Origin of the sequence: Microbacterium sp. MM2322, from assembly GCF_964186585.1 — a bacterium.
Classification (GTDB): Bacteria; Actinomycetota; Actinomycetes; order Actinomycetales; family Microbacteriaceae; genus Microbacterium.
Genome location: NZ_OZ075067.1, coordinates 2575266 through 2592567, shown reverse-complemented (window position 1 = coordinate 2592567; position 17302 = coordinate 2575266). Strand labels below are relative to the sequence as shown.

The window sequence follows — 17302 nt, the reverse complement described above, 5'->3', positions numbered from 1 at the left end:
ACCTCCGCCCCCATGACGGGGGGGACTCGGACGACCCGCTCAATGCGCGCGAAGCCACCCCTTCGCCCTGTGTGCCAACGGACGCAAGCCTGGTAGCCGACGCAAGACGGCCCGCCCGAGCGGTGCGGCCGATTGCCATGCCCGGGCGCCCTTGGTGGAAGTGTCCAGCTGTCGTGTGGGCATCGGGACGTTCGCCAGCTCCGCGTAGAACACAAGATGGCCGAGAAGAGCGGCGGCGTCGGCGAGCGTGGGCTCCGGAGAGTACTCGGGCGGAAGCTGGTCATGGACCAGCTGCGAGTACAACGCCGCGAAATCGACGGAGAGTTGTCCTCGTGCCGCGTCCAGTGAGGCGCGGGACAACGCATCGAATGCGCCCGGGTCTCTCAGGGAGACCGCGATGGCGCGGGCAAGACCAGGCGCATCGCCTTGTGGAGCTGTGACGACGCCCGCGTTGTCCTGGACGAGCGTCAGCCACGGGAGCTCGTACATGAAAACGGGAAGGCCGCGCGACTGAGCCTCGGCGAGGGTGAGTTGGAAGCCCTCGATCACGCTCGTCGAGACGAAAGCGTCGGCTGCATCGATACGGTCCAAGAGCTTCTGGCCGCGCAGCGCACCGATTGCGCGGACGGATCCGTCTACCTTTCGCCGGCGAGCTTCCGCGTTGAACTTCTTCGCAGTCGCATCGTTCCAGTCCGGCCCGATCACCAGAAGCTCGAAGTCCACGCCGTACCTGGTGAGATGGACGGCGACCTCGATCAGGTCGTAGACCTGCTTGGTGCGTTGCTCGAGGCGTCCCCACCACACGAGGTTCATTCGCCCCGATGGAGCGCTCTTTTTCTCGACCGCGTTCGCGTCGAGAAGCATGTGGGACGGAGGGTTGGGGAGGTAAGACGCATGTGCGACGCCGCGAAGCTTGAAGTAGGCGACGTCGAGAGGTGACAATGCGACGATCCGTGAGAGGGTCCCTGCGCACCGGTCGATCAGCGACAGCCGGTCGCTTCGATCCATGATCGGCCGTCCGACGAAATTATGGACCCATCCGATGGTCCTGGCCCCTGCCGCTCGCGCCGCTAGCGCGAATTCGGGCCAGTACCGGGTGTAGAGCACCTGATGGTCGATGACGACGTCGATCCGTCGGTCTTCGCAGACGTCTGCCCATTCTCTGAGCCGGTCGAGGAGGTCGGTCGAGGTGATTTCTATCAGCGGGATGCCCGGAGGCAGCACATCGGGCTCGCTTCCCCCCGAACGCGCGACGACAGTCACCTGGTATCCGGCAGCCTGCAGGTGGATCGCCTGCGCGATCACGACAGCTGAGATGCCGCCCGTGCGCAACGAGGACACAGCGAGCAGGATGTTGCGGGCACGCTCTCCGGTCGGTGGGACGAATGGCGCATAGGCCTTCAGGACGGGGATGGTGCGGGGGTAGAAGAGCAGTGCGCCGCGTGCGACATCAGCGGCAGGAGCTGCCTCGTGGAGGAGTCGCATGGCTCCGGCCAAGACGTCGGCCCCCTGAGTTCGCGCGATGAGTTGGGAGCACACGTAGCCGATGAGGGACAACCGTGCAGAGTCGTAGGCCTCCTGAACGGCAGGGGCGTGCGCATGTCCTCGCGCAACCTGCTCGACCGCGGACCGCACGCTGTCGATCGATCTGATGGCCGAGATGTAGAAGTCTGCTCGGTCGAGATCCTCGATGTCGTGCCCGCTCGTGCCGCGCCCGAAGTGATAGCGGTACAGCTTGTCGCGGGTCGAGACGTATGACGTGGCCAGCGCAGCGACGAGGAACATCAGTGGAAGGTCGTTGACCCGCGCCAGTTTCAGGTTTCGCGGGATCAGGTCGTAGGCCTCGGTGAGCAGTCCTGCTCTGAAGAGAAAACGCCAGAGCTGGCCTTGTGCGGGACGCCCGATCGGGAAAAGTCCTGTGAGCACATCGATCCCCGAAAGCTCCTCGTCTCGGGGCTGCAGCTTCCGCTCGTACCCTCCTTGCGTGCGGCCGTCTCGTTCGACAACCGTGACGCCGAAGCCGACGAGGTCTGCGCCGGAGGACTCTGCTCGATGCAGCAGCGTCTGCGCTGCAGAAGGAACGAGTTCATCGTCGCCGTCCAAGAAGAGGACGTATTCGCCGCGCGCAGCCTCGATCCCGGTCCGCCGCGATTGCAGGGCGGTCATGTTCTCATCGTGGCGGAGAAGTCTCACTCGAGAATCCCGTCGCGCGAAGTCCTCGATGATCGCTGCTGTCCGATCCGTCGAGGCATCGTCAACGCAGATGACCTCGATTTGCGGGAGCGTCTGCGATACGCAGCTTCGTAACGCTGCAGCGATCGTGGACTCATCGTTGTACACGGGAATGACGATGGAAATCCTGGCCGGCGCTGACATTGAGAAGAGTGTATCCGTAGCGCCGTCGGGGTCGTGTGGCGCACGCGGGGGGTGACCAAGGAAGCGTGAACCGCTGTGACGAGTATCATCGACGAGGCGCGAGGCTTCGCACGCGCTGTTTCGCCATGATGAGAGGTATCGATTCCCTTGGTGGAAGCTCGCCTTCGACCTCCGGCTGATGGACTCGTCCTCGTCGGACGGCGTCCTCCGTTCGGTTCGTACCTGGCTGAAGCATGGCGCCGTCGCCAGTTCGCGGTCACCCTGGCGGGGCACCGCCTTGTCGGATCGCTTCTGGAGAACCGGCTCGGAGTGCTGTGGATCGTGCTGAAGCCGTTGATGACGGTGCTGATCTACGGAGCGATCTTCGGAGCTGTCTTGTCGAGCGCCGCCAGACCCGATGACTGGATCCCCTTCCTGATCACCGGGGTCTTTGTCTTCGAGTACTGGACAGGCTGCTTCGGGAGCGGCTCCAAAGCGATCACGAGCAACGCCAAGCTCGTCCAGAGCCTCGGATTTCCGAGGATCCTTCTGCCCGTAGCTGTCGTCATCGAGCAGGCGATGAGGATGATCCCGATCGTTCTCCTGCTGGGAGTCTTGCTTCTCGTCTTCGGGATCCCCATCAGCTGGTCCTGGCTCCTCGTGGTGCCGATCCTCGTGGTCATGACGATCTTCAACTTCGGAGTCGCTCTCATCGTGGCCCGACTCTCGGTGTGGGCCCGAGACATCCAGCAGTTGATCCCGACGATCAACCGCATCCTCTTCTACGTCTCAGGCATTCTTTTCCAGGCGGATGCGGTGTTCGCGGAGCAGCCCGTGCCCCTCACGATCATCCATCTCATCCCTACCTACGATTTCATCGCCCTCGTGCGTGACGTCATGATCCCCAGCCATTCCGCGCCCTTGCTCGCGTACATCGCGGCTCCCGTATGGGCAGTTCTGGCGCTCGTCTTCGGTGCGGTGTACTTCTGGCGGGCGGAGGCGCGATATGGCCTCAGCGACTGAGATCTCCAGACCGGGCGGCGACGGCAACACCAGCCCGCGTCCGATGGTGGTGGCGCAGAACGCCCACGTCACCTACCGCGTGTACGCATCCGGCAAACGGATGACCGCCCGCGACAGTTTGCTCAGCACTCGCGCATTCCGCGGTGGGCGGGATCTGCAAACGGTCCCCGCTGTGAGGGGAGTGTCCTTCACCGCCTCCGAGGGGGAGACGATCGGGGTCGTCGGGCACAACGGTTCCGGCAAATCGACCCTCTTCCGGGCGATGAGCGGTCTCATCCCGACGTCGCAGGGAGCGATCTGGGCGGCCGACCGTCCCGTGCTCTTGGGCGTGAACGCAGCGCTCGTCCCCGAACTCTCGGGTGAGAACAACATCAAACTCGGGCTCCTTGCGATGGGCTTCACGCCCGAAGAAGCGGCTGCCCATGTCGGAGAGATCGCGGATTTCGCAGAGCTCAACGACTTTCTGTACCACCCGATGAAGACGTACTCGTCGGGCATGGGTGCGCGGCTCCGGTTCGCCATCGCTTCCGCCAAGGCGCATTCCATCCTCCTCATCGATGAAGCCCTTGCCGTCGGTGATCGCCGCTTCAAGCTGAAGAGCGAGCAGCGGATTAGAGAGCTCCGCGATACCGCCGGCCTCGTCATGATCGTGAGCCATTCGGCCGGTTCGCTCCGCGACACGTGTGAGCGAGTGCTGTGGGTGCACAAGGGGGAACTCCGTGCAGACGGTGACGCGAAGGAGGTCATCGACGAGTACGTGAGGTGGACGAAGCAGCCGGGCAGTGTTGCCGTCGGGGCAGCCACGCCAACCTCCGCTGCCACCGAGAAGCCGGCACCCGCAGCCGTACCGGAGGCTGCGCCGTCGCGGGGTGACGGTGACCAGCGAACCCCTCCATCGCCCCACCGACCCGCGGCTGGGACTGATCGCTCCGACCCGTTCGAGGAACTCCTGATCGCGGCCACAGTGGATGTGCCGGCGTCCCACGCCTCGACGCGCGCAGCCCTGCGCCGAGAGCTCTATCGACGCTCAGCGAAGACGGCGAAGCGTCGACGGATCGTGGCGATCGCGATCACCGGTGGTGTCATGCTCCTCGCCGCCGCAGCGGGAGCAGCGATCGCCTTGCTATCTGCGGTTCCGGCTGCTGATGCGGAACCGTCCGCCCTGGTCCGCTCGTCTCCCAGCGCACTCCCGACAGCCCCCCAGATCTCACGTTTCGAGGCTGCCGCATCGACGGCGGAGTGTGAAACCACGGCCAGCACGGCGACCGTTCAGCTCGCCTGGAAGACCCAGAGTGCAAGTCATGTGGCGCTCGCGGGCGGGGTCGAGGCGAAAGCAGGGCGGATCGCAGACGAACTCCCCTCCGCCAAAGACGAGTACTCGGTGGTCTACCCGTGCGCGGAGGCCTCCTGGACATACACCCTGACCGCGCGGAGCGAAGGCGGTTCGGCAGTCGCAGAAGTGGTCACGGTGGACCGTGTGCTGCCTGACGCACCGACTCAGACCCCGACTCCGCGTGCCAGCACTCCTCAGGACGCACCTGACGTGCCGCGCGCCACCACCGACCCGACGCCCGAGGCCACTGTTCCGCCGGTGGTCGAACCGACGGCGCCGGCTCCGTCCGCATCCCCGGAGCCGACTTCCCCTCCGGAAGAAACGCCCGAACCGCAGGAGCCCATTACTCCTCCCACAGTCGAGGTTCCGCCGCCGACGACCGATCCTGTGTCGCCCCCCGCCGACGATTCGACGGGCGGCGATTCTGCCGTCGGCTGACGATCTGTGAAGATGGTCGAGTTTGATCCGGACTACAGGGAGGCTCGACTGTGCGAGTGACCAAACGTGTGATCGCCGTGGGCGCTGCCATCGTGGTCGGGGGAGCGGCAGCGGGATCCGTTGCGCTTGTGTCGGCGGCGAACTCGACACCGCCCGCTGCGCCGCGAACGACCACCGCCGCCCCGCCTTCTGTCGCGTCGACCCCCACGCCGACCGCGGAGGCCGCCCCTCAGCCCGCCGCTGCGCCGCGCTCCGTGCCGGCCGTCGGCGACTTCGACTCCTGGACGCAGGCGCCGACCACCAAGATCGCGCGCGTCGTGCCGCAGGTCGGCCAGGCCGCCGATGGTGCCGTCGCTGCCTATGTCGACGCCCCGGTGGTCGACGGCAAGACCGCGGCGCTCGCGGTGGACGCCGCCGTCGTCGCGGGCGACACCTACGAATTCTCCGCGCAGGTCCGCTCGCTGACTTCGCTTCCCGAGGCCGTCAGCGCCTCGTTCGATGTGGGAGGGCAACGGGTCGCCCTCTCCGAGCTCAGCGCCACCTGGTCCACGGTGTCCGGAACCTTCGTCGCACCTGCCGGGGCGAAGAAGGCGCAGGTCCGCCTGATCCTCGAGGGGCCGGTCAGCGGTCTCGGTGTCGACAAGGTGTCGCTCGTCGGAAAAGACGGCAAGAACGTCATCGCCAACCCCTCGTTCGAGAAGGTCGGCGGCAAGGACACGATCGTCAACAGGTCGCTGATCCTCCCGGCATCCGACCCGATGCTCGCGGTGCGCGCACCTGCGGGCGCCGTCTCGTGGACCGCGACGGATGCCGGTGGCGCGGTCGCTGCGAAGGGCGCCGCCGAGGTGTCCCACTCGCTCGACTCGGTCCCGCTCACGGGGCTGAAGGAGGGTTACTACAACCTCTCCGTCAAGACGGGTTCAGGAACCGTGAAGACCCAGCTCGGTGTCGTCGACTACGACGGCACGAGCATCGCTGCAGACCAGCGCTTCGGTGTGGGGCTCCACGTCGAGGACGGCGTCTATTCGGATGCCGCGGACCTGACCTCCTCGTTGGGGATCGGGCTCGCTCGAAACGACGTCCTCTGGCGCTGGAACGAGACCACGAAGGGGAAGTACGACTGGGAGAAGCACTACGTTAACGGCTTCGACCGGCTCCACGCGCAGGGCGTGCACCTTCTCGGCATCGTGAACTACGGCAACGAGCTCTACGGCAACGGCAAGGTGCCCGAGAGTCCCGCTGCTGTCGCCGCGTACGGCAAGTACGCCGCGGCCATCGCGGATCGTTTCGACCTCGTCGGGCTGGAAGTCTTCAACGAGTTCAACCACACGCGGTTCAATAAGACCGCCTGCGGGACCAAGCCCTCCTGTTACGTTCCACTGCTGAAGTCCGTGCACAGCGCTGTCGAGAAGGTCGATCCGGACCTTCCGATCATCGCCGGCTCGACGGCCCGATACGACGCGCCCTGGTTCAACGGTCTGTGGCGCGCGGGCGGGCTGGCGTACTCGGACGCCATGAGCTTCCACCCCTACGAGGTCTCCAGCAAGCCCGAATCGCTCGCCGGGGTCATCGATGAGGCCAATCGCAGCATGAAGGACAACGGCAAGACCACGCGTCCCATCTGGATCACCGAGCTCGGCAGCTCCTCCAAGACCGGTGGCCGGACGGTGTCCGCACAGGCCGACTACTTTGTCCGCACGTCGGTGACGGCGCTCTCGAGCGGTGCCGAGAAGTTCTTCTGGTACGACCTCATCAATGACGACCGCGACCCGGCCAAGCACGAGGGCAACTTCGGCATGTACTACCAGAAGGCCACGGGTGTCGCGGCCTTCCCGCCGAAGCCCGTGGGATACGCCGCGGCCATCATGATCGCGCGACTGGACGGTCGGGCGCTCGAGGCAACGGAGTCGGCGGGCAAGGGCATCCATTCCGTCCGTTTCGGAGAGGAGAAGGACGCCGTCCGCATCGTGTGGGCGCCGAAGGGAAAGACGGAGATGTCTGTGCGGAGCGACACCCCCGTGACGGTGACGAACATGGTGGGCGGCAGTCGGACGGTGCAGCCGGTCGACGGTGTCGCGAAGATCCCGGTCACCGTTCGTCCACAGTTCGTCGAAAGCACCGTCGCGCCGGCGACGCCCACGCCTACGCCGTCTCCGACGGTCTCTCAGGCGCCCGCCGAATAGGATGTGAGCCATGGCACCTGAGACCCGTCGCGACGCTCGAGAGGCCGCCGCCCGGGCCGCAACCGGACGCTCCGGCGAGGCCGAAACAGGGGCGGCGAAGCCGCGCGCGTCCCGTCGGCGCATCGTCGGTCGGGTGATCGTTGCCCTCGTGATCCTCATCCTCGTCCTCGCGGTCTGGCTGGTCGTGAAGGTCCTGATCGCCAAGAACGGCCTCGAATCGGCGCAGGCTGCGGTCACGTCCATTCAGAAGGGCGAGAACGTCGCGGACGCGATTCCCCGACTCGCTTCTGGTGCCGGCGATGCCGCCGGGGCCGCCAACGACCCCGTGTGGCGGATGGCGGAGATGATCCCGGCCGCGGGCGACAACCTGCGAGGCGTGCGCCTCGCTGCGGAGACCCTCGACGTCTTCGCCAACGGCGTCGGTCGCCCCGTGTTCGAGATGCAGGACGACGGCAAGGGGAACATCCTGTCGCGCGCCCTGCCCCTCATCGAGTCCGCCGCCCCCAAGATCACGAAGCTCAGTGCGGAACTGGAGCAGGTGGCGTCATCCGGTGATCTGATCGGCCCGGTGCGCCGGGGCGTCGACCAGGTCTCCGAGGTGGCCGATGGTGCGGGGCCCATATTCGCCCTCCTGCCGAAGCTCCTCGGCGCGCAGGAGAAGCAGAACTACCTCCTCGTCTTCCAGAACAACGCGGAGGCTCTCCCGTTGGGTGGGAGTTCGGCGTCCCAGACCCTGATCAGCGCCGACAAGGGCAACCTCGACATCGCCGGCCAGGCGAGTAGCGGCTCATTCGTCGAGGGGAAGTCCGTCGAGGACGTGTCCGAGTCGGCGAAGACGCTGTACGGCGACCGATACGGCAGCTACATCAACCTCGCTCCGTCTCAGCCCGACTGGCCGGGCGCCGCGAAGATGGTGAAGGCCTTCTGGAACCGCGACATCGACGATACGCACATCGACGGCGTGATCTCGGTCGACCCGGTCGCGCTGCAGCGGATTCTGCGCGCCACGGGGCCGATCGAGGTCGATGGCAAGACGCTCGACGACAAGAATGCCGTCAAGACGCTCCTCAGTGACGTGTACGAGTGGTGGAACCCCTACACCGACCCCGACCTCAAGTCGGACGCGTTCTTCGCAGGGGTGGCGAGCGCCGTCTTCGGGAAAATCGCCGGGGGCGACTTCAACGTCAAAGACATGGCGTGGGCCGTCAGCGACAGCATCGAAACCGGCAGCATCCTGGCATGGAGCGAGGATGCCGACGCGCAGAAGATCATCGCCGGCTCGGGCCGGATTTCCGGCATCCTTCCCCGCGACAACAAGGCGGAGACGGTGAACGGCGTCTTCTTCCGAAACGTCTCCGCGTCGAAGATCGACTACTACACGAAGACCAAGGTCGACTCGACGATGTCGTGCGCGAACGGCGTCACGACCCTCACGACCACGGCCACCGTCTCGCTCGACATCAGCCAGGCGGATGCCGAGGCGCTTCCCACTTACGTCCAGAGCCGCGCCCATGGCGCAGCGTATTTCGGCACGCAGGTGTACATGTACGCCCCTCCGGGCATGGAGCTGGATTCCGCCGAGACCACGGGCGGGGCGTCCACATTCCGCACGGGCAACGTCGACCTGGGCCGTGTCGTCGAGCCGTTCCAGGCGCGCCTTCGACCTGGCAAGACGTTCTCGGTGACGGCGACGTTCACCGGAAAGGGAGATTTCGGCCCGCTCTCGGTCTGGAGCACGCCCATGATCCACGCGACGAAGACGACCGTCACCGACACCTGCCATTGATCCAACGCGTGGCGTTATCCGAGCCGTTTGCTAGGATCCTCGGAGATCGGCAGCACACTCGTCGTCAACGTCGCGGCGACCTGCGCTGAGGGGCGCGCCCGAGTCTGCCTCGTCGAAAAGGAAGGCTGACGCCCGTGATCCGAACCGCGCTACGGATGTCGTCGCCGGCGCTGTCGGCGGCGGTCGGTGCGGATCGCGAGTCCCGGGGGAGTGCTGCGTGCTGAGACGGGCCGCCTCCGGGGGCATAACGCGTCGGATGCATCGTGCTGATCGCCGGCTGAAGCGTGCTCCCGCGCTCGTCCCCGCTCGTCGTTCCGCGCGTGACTGGCCCGCACGCTTCTCCGCTCGCATCGTCTACAGCGACCTCGTCGTGATCGTCGCTGTCCTCGTCGCGTTCCGCTACCTCGTCCTGCCCGATGACCAGAGCTACGTGACCTGGGCTGGCGGCCCTCGCATTCCGTACGTGGCGGCGCTGGCGCTCATCGGCCTCGTCTGGGTGATAGCCCTGAGCGTCTTCGAAACGCGGGACCGGAACATCGTGGGCAGCGGCGAGCAGGAGTACCGCCGACTCGTCAATGCGACCGTTGCGGTTTTCGCTCTGTTCGTCGCGATCGCGTTCTTCCTCCGCATCGAGGTGTCGCGCGGCCTCTTCCTCATCGCCATGCCGGTGGGGCTCGTCGCCCTGATCTTCTCGCGATGGATCTGGCGCATCTGGCTGCGGCGCCAGCAGCGCCGGTTCAAATACGTGTACCGCGCGCTCGTCCTGGGGGAGCCGGCGAAAGCGGCCATGATCATCCGCGCGATCCGGCGATCGGACTCGTCCGGCTTCGACATCGTCGGCGTCGTCACGAACGCACGAGGACGGCAGTCCATCAGCGATGTGCCCGTCGTCGGCGGCTTCGCTCACGCGATGGCGGCGATGGATGCCACCGATGCCGACACGATCATCGTGGCGGAGGCCGACGAGGTGCATCCCGAGATGATGCGTCAGCTCGGCTGGGACGTGGCCGACCGCAACGGCAACCTCGTAGTGGCCCCGGCTCTCACGGATGTGGCGGGCCCCCGCATCCACTCCCGTCCTGCCGCGGGACTGCCCTTGGTGCACGTGGAGTTCCCGCGTCTCGAAGGCGCGCGGCGCCTCGCGAAGCGTACGTTCGACATCTTCGGCTCGATCGCCCTCATCATCGTGTTCTCCCCGGTCATGCTCGTCACCGCCATCGCGATCCGTGCCGAGTCCCCCGGTCGGGTGTTCTACCGGCAGCCGCGGGTCGGGCTCGGAGGCGGCGAGTTCGGCATGCTCAAGTTCCGTTCCATGGTGGCGGATGCCGACGACCAGCTCGCGAGCCTGCTCGATCTGCAGGGGACGAACGACAGTCCCCTCTTCAAAGTCGCGGACGACCCGCGGATCACGAAGGTGGGCCGCGTCATCCGCAAACATTCGATCGACGAGCTGCCCCAGCTGTTCAATGTGCTCGTCGGCACCATGAGCCTGGTGGGCCCTCGGCCGCAGCGCGCGGCGGAGGTGGCTCTCTACGACGACGCTGCGCACCGGCGCCTTCGGGTCAAGCCGGGGATGAGCGGGTTGTGGCAGGTCAGCGGCCGGTCGACGCTGTCGTGGGAGGACGCGCTCCGCCTGGATCTCTACTACGTCGAGAACTGGTCGTTCATGCAGGATCTGCAGATTCTCGTACGAACGCTCAGCGCGGTCATCGCACCCGGTCGAACCGCCCACTGACCACAGCGGGGGAGCGTAACCCGACCCGCGACACGCCCGGGTTTGCGACACGCCCGACCGGCACGTAGACTGTACAGGTTCCACATTCCTGCGCCTTGCGCGGGATCACTGCCAGGGCAGTGCATAGGCGAAAAGCCTAGGCCGCGGGCAGCAGAACACCACATCCCCACACCCCACTCCGGAAACGGACTCGCACGCGTGCGTGCAGGGGAGCAGGATGCCGCAGGTCCGCCTGCGGAATGACATCAGAACAGCGGTGCCGATCACCTCGCCTCCGGGCGGGGAGAAGTGCCCGGCGCGACAGCGCCCCGTGCGTCCAATGCCCTCGAGGTACGACGCGAGAAAGAGAGTGAGCAGACAATGGCGGGACAGAAGATCCGCATTCGCCTGAAGTCGTATGACCATGAGGTCATCGACTCGTCGGCACGCAAAATCGTTGACACCGTGACCCGTGCGGGCGCGACGGTCGTGGGCCCCGTGCCCCTTCCGACCGAGAAGAACGTGATCGCTGTGATCCGTTCGCCGCACAAGTACAAGGACAGCCGCGAGCACTTCGAGATGCGCACCCACAAGCGCCTCATCGACATCATCGACCCGACGCCCAAGGCCGTCGACTCGCTGATGCGTCTCGACCTCCCGGCCGACGTCAACATCGAGATCAAGCTCTGAGGTCGATCATCATGGCTGACATCAACTCCAAGGTTTCCAAGGGCCTGCTGGGCACCAAGCTCGGCATGACCCAGGTCTGGGACGAGAACGGCAAGGTCGTTCCCGTCACCGTCATCGAAGTCGCCCCCAACGTGGTGACCCAGGTGCGCACGCCCGAGCGCGACGGCTACAACGCCGTTCAGATCGCTTACGGCCAGATCGACCCCCGCAAGGTCAACAAGCCCCAGACGGCTCACTTCGACGCCGCTGGTGTGACCCCCCGCCGCCACCTCACCGAAGTGCGCACGGCTGACGCTGCTGACTACTCACTCGGTCAGGAACTCACCGTCGACGCCACCTTCGAGGCCGGCCAGCTGGTCGACGTCGTCGGCACCAGCAAGGGCAAGGGCTTCGCCGGTGTCATGAAGCGTCACAACTTCAAGGGCGTCTCGGCTTCGCACGGTGCACACCGCAACCACCGCAAGCCCGGCTCGATCGGCGCATCGTCGACCCCGAGCCGCGTCTTCAAGGGCATGCGCATGGCCGGCCGTATGGGTGGCGAGCGCGTGACCGTCCTCAACCTCACGGTGCACGCCGTCGACGCCGAGAAGGGTCTGCTGCTCGTCAAGGGCGCCGTCCCCGGTGCTCGTGGCCGCATCGTCTACGTCCGCAACGCAGTGAAGGGTGCCTGATCATGGCTGACTCGACTCTCGCGCTCGACGTCGTGAAGGCAGACGGCAAGAAGGCCGGCTCCGTGGAGCTGCCCGCCGCACTGTTCGACGTCAAGACGAACATCCCCCTCATCCACCAGGTCGTCGTCGCGCAGCTCGCGGCGGCTCGCCAGGGTACCCACTCGACCAAGCGTCGCGGTGAGGTCTCCGGTGCCGGCCGCAAGCCCTTCAAGCAGAAGGGCACGGGTAACGCCCGTCAGGGATCGATCCGCGCGCCGCACATGACCGGTGGTGGCATCGTCCACGGTCCGAAGCCGCGCAGCTACGCGCAGCGCACCCCCAAGAAGATGGTTGCCGCCGCCCTGCTGGGTGCGCTCAGTGACCGTGCTCGCGGTGGACGTCTGCACGTCGTCGACTCGTTCGGCATCGAAGGTGCTCCCTCGACGAAGGCCGCCGTCGCGGTCCTCGGCCAGCTTGCACCGACCAAGAACGTCATGGTCGTCATCACCCGTGATGACGAGCTGACGGTCAAGAGCGTCCGCAACCTCGGTTACGTTCACGTGCTGACGTTCGACCAGCTCAACGCCTACGACGTGCTCGTCTCCGACGACATCGTCTTCACCAAGGCCGCCTACGACGCGTTCGTCGCTGCGAAGGCCGGCGCCACCGAGGAGGTCTCGGCATGACCGCCGTCAACAAGGACCCGCGCGACATCATCCTGAAGCCGGTCGTCTCCGAGAAGAGCTACGGGCTCATCGACGAGGGCAAGTACACGTTCCTCGTGGACCCGCGCGCCACCAAGACCGAGATCAAGCTCGCCATCGAGAAGATCTTCGGCGTCAAGGTCGCGTCGGTGAACACGCTCAACCGCCCGGGCAAGGCCCGCCGCACCCGCTTCGGCACCGGTAAGCGCAAGGACACCAAGCGCGCCATCGTGAGCCTGAAGTCGGGCACCATCGACATCTTCACGGCCGTCGGCTGACAGCTGGGATAGAGGACTAGAGACATGGCTATTCGCAAGTACAAGCCCACGACCCCCGGTCGTCGCGGTTCGTCGGTCGCCGACTTCGCTGAGATCACGCGATCGACGCCCGAGAAGTCGCTCCTTCGCCCGCTGGCGAAGACCGGTGGTCGTAACAACCAGGGCCGCATCACGACCCGTCACATCGGTGGTGGCCACAAGCGCCAGTACCGCGTCATCGACTTCCGTCGTAACGACAAGGACGGCGTCAACGCCAAGGTCGCTCACATCGAGTACGACCCCAACCGCACCGCACGCATCGCGCTGCTGCACTACTTCGACGGTGAGAAGCGTTACATCCTCGCCCCGAACAAGCTGTCGCAGGGTGACATCGTCGAGTCGGGTGCTGGCGCCGACATCAAGCCCGGCAACAACCTGCCGCTGCGCAACATCCCCACCGGTACCGTGATCCACGCGATCGAGCTCCGCCCCGGCGGCGGCGCGAAGATGGCACGTTCCGCCGGTGCGTCCGTTCGCCTCGTGGCGAAGGACGGCCCCTACGCGCAGCTTCGTCTGCCCTCGGGCGAGATCCGCAACGTCGATGCGCGCTGCCGCGCGACCATCGGCGAGGTCGGCAACGCCGAGCAGTCCAACATCAACTGGGGTAAGGCCGGCCGCAACCGCTGGAAGGGCATCCGCCCGACCGTGCGTGGTGTCGCCATGAACCCGGTGGACCACCCGCACGGTGGTGGTGAGGGTAAGACCTCTGGTGGACGTCACCCCGTCACTCCTTGGGGCCAGGCCGAGGGTCGTACCCGGCACCCCAACAAGGAAAGCGACAAGTTGATCGTTCGCCGTCGCAACGCCGGCAAGAAGCGGAAGTAGGAGTAGAGGAAGATGCCTCGCAGCCTTAAGAAGGGCCCCTTCGTCGACGAGCACCTGCTTCGCAAGGTCGTCTCGCAGAACGAAGCCGGTACCAAGAACGTCATCAAGACCTGGTCACGTCGATCGATGATCATCCCGGCAATGCTGGGCCACACGATCGCCGTCCACGACGGACGCAAGCACATCCCTGTGTTCGTGTCCGAGACCATGGTCGGCCACAAGCTGGGCGAATTCGCGCCCACCCGCACCTTCCGCGGCCATGAGAAGGACGACAAGAAGGGCCGTCGCCGCTAACGCGGTGGCGCTCTCAAAGAGAGGAAGAGGAGGAGAAAAAGTGGTGGAATCCATCGCACGCGTGAAGCACATCCGCGTGACCCCTCAGAAGGCTCGTCGTGTCGTCGCGCTCATCAAGGGCAAGCAGGCTCAGGAGGCTCTCGCCATCCTGAAGTTCGCTCCCCAGGGTGCCAGCGAGCCCATCTACAAGCTCGTGGCCGCTGCGGTCGCGAATGCTCGTGTGAAGGCCGACAAGGACAACGAGTTCCTGGATGACCAGGATCTGTACGTGAAGAACGCCTATGTGGACGAGGGCACGACGCTGAAGCGTTTCCAGCCCCGCGCACAGGGCCGCGCGTTCCAGATCAAGAAGCGCACCAGCCACATCACCGTGGTGCTCTCGACCCCCGAGGTCGCGGACACCGTGGCGGCTGACACCAAGAAGGCGAGCAAGTAATGGGACAGAAGGTCAACCCGTACGGCTTCCGCCTCGGCATCACCACCGACCACGTATCGCGTTGGTTCTCGGACTCCACCAAGCCCGGGCAGCGCTACGCCGATTACGTGGCGGAGGACGTCAAGATCCGTCGCCTCCTGACGACGTCGCTCGACCGTGCCGGCGTGAGCAACATCGAGATCGAGCGCACGCGTGACCGCGTTCGCGTCGACATCCACACCGCCCGTCCGGGCATCGTGATCGGCCGCCGTGGCGCCGAGGCCGAGCGCATCCGTGCCGACCTCGAGAAGCTCACGAGCAAGCAGATCCAGCTGAACATCCTCGAGGTCAAGAACCCCGAGGCCGACGCTCAGCTGGTCGCTCAGGGCATCGCCGAGCAGCTCTCCGCTCGTGTGGCTTTCCGCCGCGCGATGCGCAAGGGTCTGCAGGGTGCTCAGCGCGCCGGCGCCAAGGGTGTCCGCATCCAGGTCTCCGGCCGTCTCGGCGGCGCTGAGATGAGCCGGTCGGAGTTCTACCGCGAAGGCCGTGTGCCCCTGCACACGCTCCGCGCGAACATCGACTACGGCTTCTACGAGGCCAAGACCACCTTCGGCCGCATCGGCGTGAAGGTCTGGATCTACAAGGGCGACCTCACCAACAAGGAGCTCGCTCGCGAGCAGGCCAACGCACCGAAGTCCCGTCGTGACGACCGTGGTGGCGACCGTCGCCGTGGCCCGCGCAACGAGGCCCCTGTCGCAGAAGGAGCGTCTGCCTGATGCTTATTCCCCGCAAGGTCAAGTACCGCAAGCAGCACCACCCGAAGCGTGACGGCGCCGCCACCGGCGGCACCACCGTCAGCTTCGGCGAGTACGGCATCCAGGCGCTCACCTCCGCGTACGTGACGAACCGTCAGATCGAGTCCGCTCGTATCGCCATGACGCGTCACATCAAGCGTGGTGGAAAGGTGTGGATCAACATCTACCCCGACCGTCCGCTCACCAAGAAGCCGGCCGAAACCCGCATGGGTTCCGGTAAGGGCTCGCCGGAGTGGTGGGTCGCGAACGTCAAGCCGGGTCGCGTCCTCTTCGAGGTCGCGGGCGTAAGCGAGGAACTCGCTCGCGAGGCCCTGACCCGTGCCATTCACAAGCTGCCGCTCAAGGCACGCATCATCAAGCGCGAGGAGGGCGACGCGTAATGGCTGTCGGCACCAAGACGCTCGCCCCGAGCGAGCTGGACACATTCGAAGACCAGCGCCTCGTGGAGGAGCTGCGCAAGGCCAAGGAAGAGCTGTTCAACCTGCGCTTCCAGTCGGCCACGGGCCAGCTCGAGAGCCACGGCCGCATCCGTGCGGTCAAGCGCGACATCGCGCGGCTCTACACCGTCATCCGCGAGCGGGAGCTCGGCATCCGTGCCACGCCCGCTCCGGTAGAGACGGCCACGAAGGCGAAGAAGAGCAAGGCCAAGAAGGCGGACGAGTCCGCTGAGGCCGCGAAGGAAGAGGCCGAGTGATGGCTGAGAAGAAGGATGCCGCCAAGGCGCCCGTGGCCGTTGGTCACGAGTCGTCGGAGCACGACGTCCGCGACGTCAACGCCCGTGGTTACCGCAAGTCGCGTCGCGGCTACGTCGTCAGCGACAAGATGGACAAGACGATCGTCGTCGAGGTCGAGGACCGCGTTAAGCACCCCCTCTACGGCAAGGTCATCCGCCGCACGTCGAAGGTGAAGGCTCACGACGAGTCGAACACCGCCGGCATCGGCGACCTCGTCCTCATCAACGAGACCCGTCCGCTCAGCGCCACGAAGCGCTGGCGCCTGGTCGAGATTCTCGAGAAGGCGAAGTAAGAAATGATCCAGAACGAGTCTCGCCTCAAGGTCGCCGACAACACCGGCGCCAAGGAACTCCTCACGATCCGCGTTCTCGGTGGCTCCAGCCGTCGTTACGCGGGCGTGGGTGATGTCATCGTGGCGACCGTCAAGGACGCGATCCCGGGCGGCAACGTCAAGAAGGGTGATGTCGTCAAGGCGGTCATCGTCCGCACCCGCAAGTCGACCCGTCGTCCCGACGGTTCGTACATCAAGTTCGACGAGAACGCCGCCGTCATCCTGAAGAACGACGGGGAGCCCCGCGGCACCCGCATCTTCGGTCCGGTCGGCCGTGAACTTCGCGACAAGAAGTTCATGAAGATCGTCTCGCTGGCACCGGAGGTCATCTGATCATGGCGCACATCAAGAAGGGTGACCTGGTTCAGGTCATCAGCGGCCGCAAGCAGGAAAAGGGCGGCGACCGCGGCAAGCAGGGCGAGGTCCTCGAGGTTCTCCTCGAGCAGAACCGCGTCGTCGTGCAGGGCGTGAACTACGTCACCAAGCACAGCCGCGTGGGCCAGTCGCAGCGCGGCACCAAGACGGGCGGCATCGAAACGATGGAAGCCCCGATCCACATCTCCAACGTGGCGCTGGTCGACCCGTCGACCAAGAAGCCGACCCGTGTCGGCCACCGCGTCGAGGAGCGGACGAAGGACGGCGTCAAGCGCACCGTTCGCGTCCGTTACGCCAAGAAGAGCGGCAAGGACCTCTGA

General features: G+C 65.7%; 19 protein-coding genes. 18 read left to right on the top strand and 1 reads right to left on the bottom strand.

The features are described from left to right. Nucleotides 1–39: 39 nt before the first annotated feature. Nucleotides 40–2649 carry a glycosyltransferase gene (locus ABQ271_RS12670; protein ID WP_349309095.1) on the bottom strand — a complete coding sequence of 870 codons (2610 nt, stop codon included), beginning with the start codon at nt 2647–2649 and terminating at the stop codon, nt 40–42. Between the two features lie 36 nt (nt 2650–2685). Here ABQ271_RS12670 and ABQ271_RS12665 point away from each other — a divergent pair, with 36 nt between their 5' ends. The 18 genes from ABQ271_RS12665 (at nt 2686) to rplX (ending at nt 17302) form a co-directional block, all read left to right on the top strand. Continuing rightward, a complete protein-coding gene (locus tag ABQ271_RS12665; RefSeq protein ID WP_349309094.1) occupies nt 2686–3378 on the top strand; it encodes an ABC transporter permease in 693 nt (230 codons plus the stop codon). Beyond that, entirely contained in the window at nt 3362–5149 is a 1788-nt protein-coding gene (locus tag ABQ271_RS12660; RefSeq protein ID WP_349309093.1) for an ATP-binding cassette domain-containing protein, read from the top strand. The genes ABQ271_RS12665 and ABQ271_RS12660 overlap by 17 nt, the downstream gene beginning before the upstream one ends. A 56-nt stretch (nt 5150–5205) precedes the next feature. Continuing rightward, nucleotides 5206–7332 (top strand): hypothetical protein, encoded by a 2127-nt coding sequence (locus tag ABQ271_RS12655; RefSeq protein ID WP_349309092.1) that lies wholly within the window; start codon nt 5206–5208, stop codon nt 7330–7332. Between the two features lie 10 nt (nt 7333–7342). Next, on the top strand, nt 7343–9118 hold the full coding sequence (locus ABQ271_RS12650; RefSeq protein WP_349309091.1) for a DUF4012 domain-containing protein: 1776 nt from the start codon (nt 7343–7345) through the stop codon (nt 9116–9118). A gap of 256 nt (nt 9119–9374) precedes the next feature. Further along, nucleotides 9375–10853 carry a sugar transferase gene (locus tag ABQ271_RS12645; protein WP_349309090.1) on the top strand — a complete coding sequence of 493 codons (1479 nt, stop codon included), beginning with the start codon at nt 9375–9377 and terminating at the stop codon, nt 10851–10853. Nucleotides 10854–11213: 360 nt separating this feature from the next. Beyond that, nucleotides 11214–11522 carry a 30S ribosomal protein S10 gene (gene rpsJ / locus ABQ271_RS12640; RefSeq protein WP_018171443.1) on the top strand — a complete coding sequence of 103 codons (309 nt, stop codon included), beginning with the start codon at nt 11214–11216 and terminating at the stop codon, nt 11520–11522. A gap of 11 nt (nt 11523–11533) precedes the next feature. Beyond that, nucleotides 11534–12193, top strand: a complete 660-nt coding sequence (gene rplC, locus ABQ271_RS12635; RefSeq protein WP_018187352.1) for a 50S ribosomal protein L3 — start codon at nt 11534–11536, stop codon at nt 12191–12193. 2 nt (nt 12194–12195) lie between these two features. Continuing rightward, a complete protein-coding gene (rplD, locus tag ABQ271_RS12630; RefSeq protein ID WP_349309089.1) occupies nt 12196–12858 on the top strand; it encodes a 50S ribosomal protein L4 in 663 nt (220 codons plus the stop codon). Then, nucleotides 12855–13154 carry a 50S ribosomal protein L23 gene (rplW, locus tag ABQ271_RS12625; protein WP_018187350.1) on the top strand — a complete coding sequence of 100 codons (300 nt, stop codon included), beginning with the start codon at nt 12855–12857 and terminating at the stop codon, nt 13152–13154. Before rplD ends, rplW begins: the two co-directional genes overlap by 4 nt. A 24-nt stretch (nt 13155–13178) precedes the next feature. After that, on the top strand, nt 13179–14018 hold the full coding sequence (gene rplB, locus ABQ271_RS12620) for a 50S ribosomal protein L2 (RefSeq protein WP_018187349.1): 840 nt from the start codon (nt 13179–13181) through the stop codon (nt 14016–14018). A gap of 12 nt (nt 14019–14030) precedes the next feature. Continuing rightward, nucleotides 14031–14312 carry a 30S ribosomal protein S19 gene (gene rpsS / locus ABQ271_RS12615; protein ID WP_018187348.1) on the top strand — a complete coding sequence of 94 codons (282 nt, stop codon included), beginning with the start codon at nt 14031–14033 and terminating at the stop codon, nt 14310–14312. 40 nt (nt 14313–14352) lie between these two features. Beyond that, nucleotides 14353–14748, top strand: a complete 396-nt coding sequence (rplV, locus tag ABQ271_RS12610) for a 50S ribosomal protein L22 (RefSeq protein ID WP_349309088.1) — start codon at nt 14353–14355, stop codon at nt 14746–14748. Then, nucleotides 14748–15503, top strand: coding sequence for a 30S ribosomal protein S3 (gene rpsC, locus ABQ271_RS12605; RefSeq protein WP_036309863.1), 756 nt, complete (start codon nt 14748–14750; stop codon nt 15501–15503). The genes rplV and rpsC overlap by 1 nt, the downstream gene beginning before the upstream one ends. Further along, nucleotides 15503–15922: a 50S ribosomal protein L16 gene (rplP, locus tag ABQ271_RS12600; protein WP_349309087.1), complete on the top strand. Its 420-nt coding sequence runs from the start codon at nt 15503–15505 to the stop codon at nt 15920–15922. The genes rpsC and rplP overlap by 1 nt, the downstream gene beginning before the upstream one ends. Continuing rightward, on the top strand, nt 15922–16236 hold the full coding sequence (rpmC, locus tag ABQ271_RS12595; RefSeq protein WP_018187344.1) for a 50S ribosomal protein L29: 315 nt from the start codon (nt 15922–15924) through the stop codon (nt 16234–16236). Before rplP ends, rpmC begins: the two co-directional genes overlap by 1 nt. Next, nucleotides 16236–16568, top strand: a complete 333-nt coding sequence (rpsQ, locus tag ABQ271_RS12590) for a 30S ribosomal protein S17 (protein WP_349309086.1) — start codon at nt 16236–16238, stop codon at nt 16566–16568. Before rpmC ends, rpsQ begins: the two co-directional genes overlap by 1 nt. Before the next feature lie 3 nt (nt 16569–16571). Continuing rightward, the gene (gene rplN, locus ABQ271_RS12585; RefSeq protein WP_349309085.1) at nt 16572–16940 is read left to right on the top strand and encodes a 50S ribosomal protein L14; all 369 of its coding nucleotides are present in this window, start codon (nt 16572–16574) and stop codon (nt 16938–16940) included. Between the two features lie 2 nt (nt 16941–16942). Next, nucleotides 16943–17302, top strand: coding sequence for a 50S ribosomal protein L24 (gene rplX, locus ABQ271_RS12580; protein ID WP_349309084.1), 360 nt, complete (start codon nt 16943–16945; stop codon nt 17300–17302).

What these genes read in the sequence shown, in the direction of transcription:
- rplB (WP_018187349.1), top strand. Translation starts at nt 13,179, where the DNA reads ATGGCTATTCGCAAGTACAAGCCCACGACCCCCGGTCGTCGCGGTTCG.
- rplP (WP_349309087.1), top strand. Translation starts at nt 15,503, where the DNA reads ATGCTTATTCCCCGCAAGGTCAAGTACCGCAAGCAGCACCACCCGAAG.
- rplD (WP_349309089.1), top strand. Translation starts at nt 12,196, where the DNA reads ATGGCTGACTCGACTCTCGCGCTCGACGTCGTGAAGGCAGACGGCAAG.
- rpsJ (WP_018171443.1), top strand. Translation starts at nt 11,214, where the DNA reads ATGGCGGGACAGAAGATCCGCATTCGCCTGAAGTCGTATGACCATGAG.
- rpsS (WP_018187348.1), top strand. Translation starts at nt 14,031, where the DNA reads ATGCCTCGCAGCCTTAAGAAGGGCCCCTTCGTCGACGAGCACCTGCTT.
- rpsC (WP_036309863.1), top strand. Translation starts at nt 14,748, where the DNA reads ATGGGACAGAAGGTCAACCCGTACGGCTTCCGCCTCGGCATCACCACC.
- ABQ271_RS12645 (WP_349309090.1), top strand. Translation starts at nt 9,375, where the DNA reads ATGCATCGTGCTGATCGCCGGCTGAAGCGTGCTCCCGCGCTCGTCCCC.
- ABQ271_RS12650 (WP_349309091.1), top strand. Translation starts at nt 7,343, where the DNA reads ATGGCACCTGAGACCCGTCGCGACGCTCGAGAGGCCGCCGCCCGGGCC.
- rpmC (WP_018187344.1), top strand. Translation starts at nt 15,922, where the DNA reads ATGGCTGTCGGCACCAAGACGCTCGCCCCGAGCGAGCTGGACACATTC.
- ABQ271_RS12660 (WP_349309093.1), top strand. Translation starts at nt 3,362, where the DNA reads ATGGCCTCAGCGACTGAGATCTCCAGACCGGGCGGCGACGGCAACACC.
- rplX (WP_349309084.1), top strand. Translation starts at nt 16,943, where the DNA reads ATGGCGCACATCAAGAAGGGTGACCTGGTTCAGGTCATCAGCGGCCGC.
- rplN (WP_349309085.1), top strand. Translation starts at nt 16,572, where the DNA reads ATGATCCAGAACGAGTCTCGCCTCAAGGTCGCCGACAACACCGGCGCC.
- rplW (WP_018187350.1), top strand. Translation starts at nt 12,855, where the DNA reads ATGACCGCCGTCAACAAGGACCCGCGCGACATCATCCTGAAGCCGGTC.
- rpsQ (WP_349309086.1), top strand. Translation starts at nt 16,236, where the DNA reads ATGGCTGAGAAGAAGGATGCCGCCAAGGCGCCCGTGGCCGTTGGTCAC.
- rplC (WP_018187352.1), top strand. Translation starts at nt 11,534, where the DNA reads ATGGCTGACATCAACTCCAAGGTTTCCAAGGGCCTGCTGGGCACCAAG.